The sequence below is a fragment of the Novipirellula sp. genome (assembly GCF_041583735.1).
Classification (GTDB): Bacteria; Planctomycetota; Planctomycetia; order Pirellulales; family Pirellulaceae; genus Novipirellula.
In genome coordinates this window covers 1-2,246 of record NZ_JBFHFD010000958.1, presented here as the reverse complement: position 1 = coordinate 2,246, position 2,246 = coordinate 1, and the positions used below count along the sequence as shown (strand labels likewise).

Sequence of the window (2,246 nt, the reverse complement as noted above, 5' to 3'; positions counted from 1 at the left end):
CCAATCGATCGAGTTCCCGCTGCTCAAAGACGCTGGCAATCGGTTTGCCGATCAAGTCGCTGCCGAGCGAACGCCGGAGGTATTTGTCTACGACGCCGATCGCGAACTTCGTTATCGCGGCCGAATCGATGACCAATATGGGATCGGTTACATCCGCGACGAACCGCGTCGTCACGATCTACGGATCGCACTGGATGAATTGACGTCGGGACGTGAGGTTTCACTGCCGCAAACCGACACGGTCGGATGCATCATCGGCCGCACCAAAAAAGTGGTCGAGCACAGTGACGTGATCTACGGCGGCCAAGTCGCCGAGATTCTACGTAAGCGGTGTGTCGAGTGTCACCGTGATGGCGAGATCGCACCGTTTTCGTTGACCGATTACGACGAGGTCGCGGGTTGGTCCGACATGATGGCCGAGGTGGTTCGCGAAGGCCGGATGCCACCGTGGCACGCCAGCGGTGATCACTTGCCGTTCGCCAACGACCGCATGATGAGCGACGAAGAAAAAGAAATCTTGTATGCCTGGGTTGATGCAGGATCGCCCAAAGGTGACGCCAGCGATTTGCCGCCGCTGCCCGAAAAAATTCCCGGATGGCAACTGCCGCGTGAACCCGATTTGGTGGTGCCCGTCAGTACCGAGAGCGTGACGATTCCTGCGACCGGCGAGGTGCGTTATCAGTACTATCGCGTTGATCCCAAGTTGGACGAAGACATGTGGATCGAAGCAGCCGAGTTGAAACCGGGCAATCGCGAAGTGGTTCATCACATCTTGGCCTTCGCGGCACCCAAGGGAACTCGCGGCGGCTTGGACGCGGCACGTGGTTTTTTGGTCGGCTATGTTCCCGGCGCCCGATTGGAATTGGCACCCAAGGGGCATGCCAAGCGGATTCCCGCGGGCAGCGAACTGATTTTCCAAGTGCACTACACTCCGGTCGGAACCGAGCAGCAGGACCAAAGTTCGCTGGGGATCTGTTTTGCCGATCCTGAATCGGTCACTCACGAGATCGTGACGACCAGTGCAGTACAGCCGCGTCTAAAAATCCCGCCAGGCGAAGCGAACTACGAAACCTCTGGAGCCAGTCCACGGTTTCCCGCCGAGGCGACGCTGTTGAGCATGAGTCCGCACATGCATGTGCGTGGCAAATCGTTTCGTTACGAGCTGGAAACGGCGGCGGGCAAACGATCGACGCTGCTGGATATTCCGCACTACGATTTCAATTGGCAAACCACCTACGTGTTAGAGGATCCGCTGGCGGTCCCCGAGGGAAGCCGGATCGTTTGTAACGCGACGTATGACAACAGCGAAGACAATTTGAACAATCCTGATCCGACGGCGACGGTTCGCTGGGGCGATCAGACGTGGGACGAAATGATGATCGGCTACTATCACTATGCCGTGCCGCTCAGCGAGCAAGCACGCGAGGGAGTGAAGAAACCCGCGATGACGCTACGAGAACGCGCACAAGCATTGATTCGCAATGCGGCTCGTCTGCAGAAATTCGAGCAACTCGACAGCGACGGCGATGGCAAGCTCGCCCGCAGCGATACTCCCAAGAAACTGTACGGAGTGTTCGATGATTTGGATGCCAACGGCGACCGCGTCTTAACAAGACAAGAGGTCGAATCGGCGCCGTAAGCGAGGAACCTCTGTTGGCAAGATGCGAACGGCTTGAAGGTCCCTCGCTGACGCTTTTTGATGTTGCGCGTTTGTATTTAGGGGCAAAGCCCCGGACGTTTACCTAGCCCAGCCCAACGGGCTGGGACCAAGAAAACCAATGAATTGTAGGGCCAACGGTCCGGACGTTTACTCGGATCTACTGACGACGGCTGGTAAATGGCCGGGCCTTTGGTCCTTAGGTGTCTTGGCATCGCAAACTTGTAAGACAGCGGGTCACTCGGATCGGCAAACGGGGCGAATGGGATTCACTCCGCCCCCGTTGCCGATTGAATAGGAGAGCCGGACGACGTCAAGCATCTAGCTCTTGGGCTTTGACGTAAACGTTCCGTTTGGCGTCACCATCTTGGTCGGGGTTTTGCCGATACTTTCCATCAGTTCCCAAACGCCCTTCGGACTCAGCCGCACGCCTTGATCGGGGATCACGGTGACGGATTTCTTTTCGATGCTGCACTGCACCTTGGCAACGCCTTTGACACCTTCAAAGCGTTTGCTGATCTTCTTGACGCAGCCGCCGCACATTTCGCCCACCGTCATCACGATTTGCGACTTCGCTGGATCCGCTGCT

The 2,246-nt window shown here is 57.2% G+C and carries 2 protein-coding genes; one reads left to right on the top strand and one right to left on the bottom strand.

Annotated features, from left to right (window positions below; all coding sequences use genetic code 11):
* Window positions 1-1,639 (top strand): alkyl hydroperoxide reductase (locus ABX962_RS35015; protein ID WP_372726288.1); only part of this gene is annotated, 1,639 nt, incomplete at its 5' end.
* A 339-nt stretch (window positions 1,640-1,978) separates the two neighbouring features.
* On the opposite strand, the gene ABX962_RS35010 is transcribed toward ABX962_RS35015, so the two are convergent.
* Window positions 1,979-2,246, bottom strand: a 268-nt coding sequence (locus ABX962_RS35010) for a heavy-metal-associated domain-containing protein (protein ID WP_372726287.1), incomplete at its 5' end; no start/stop codon positions are given.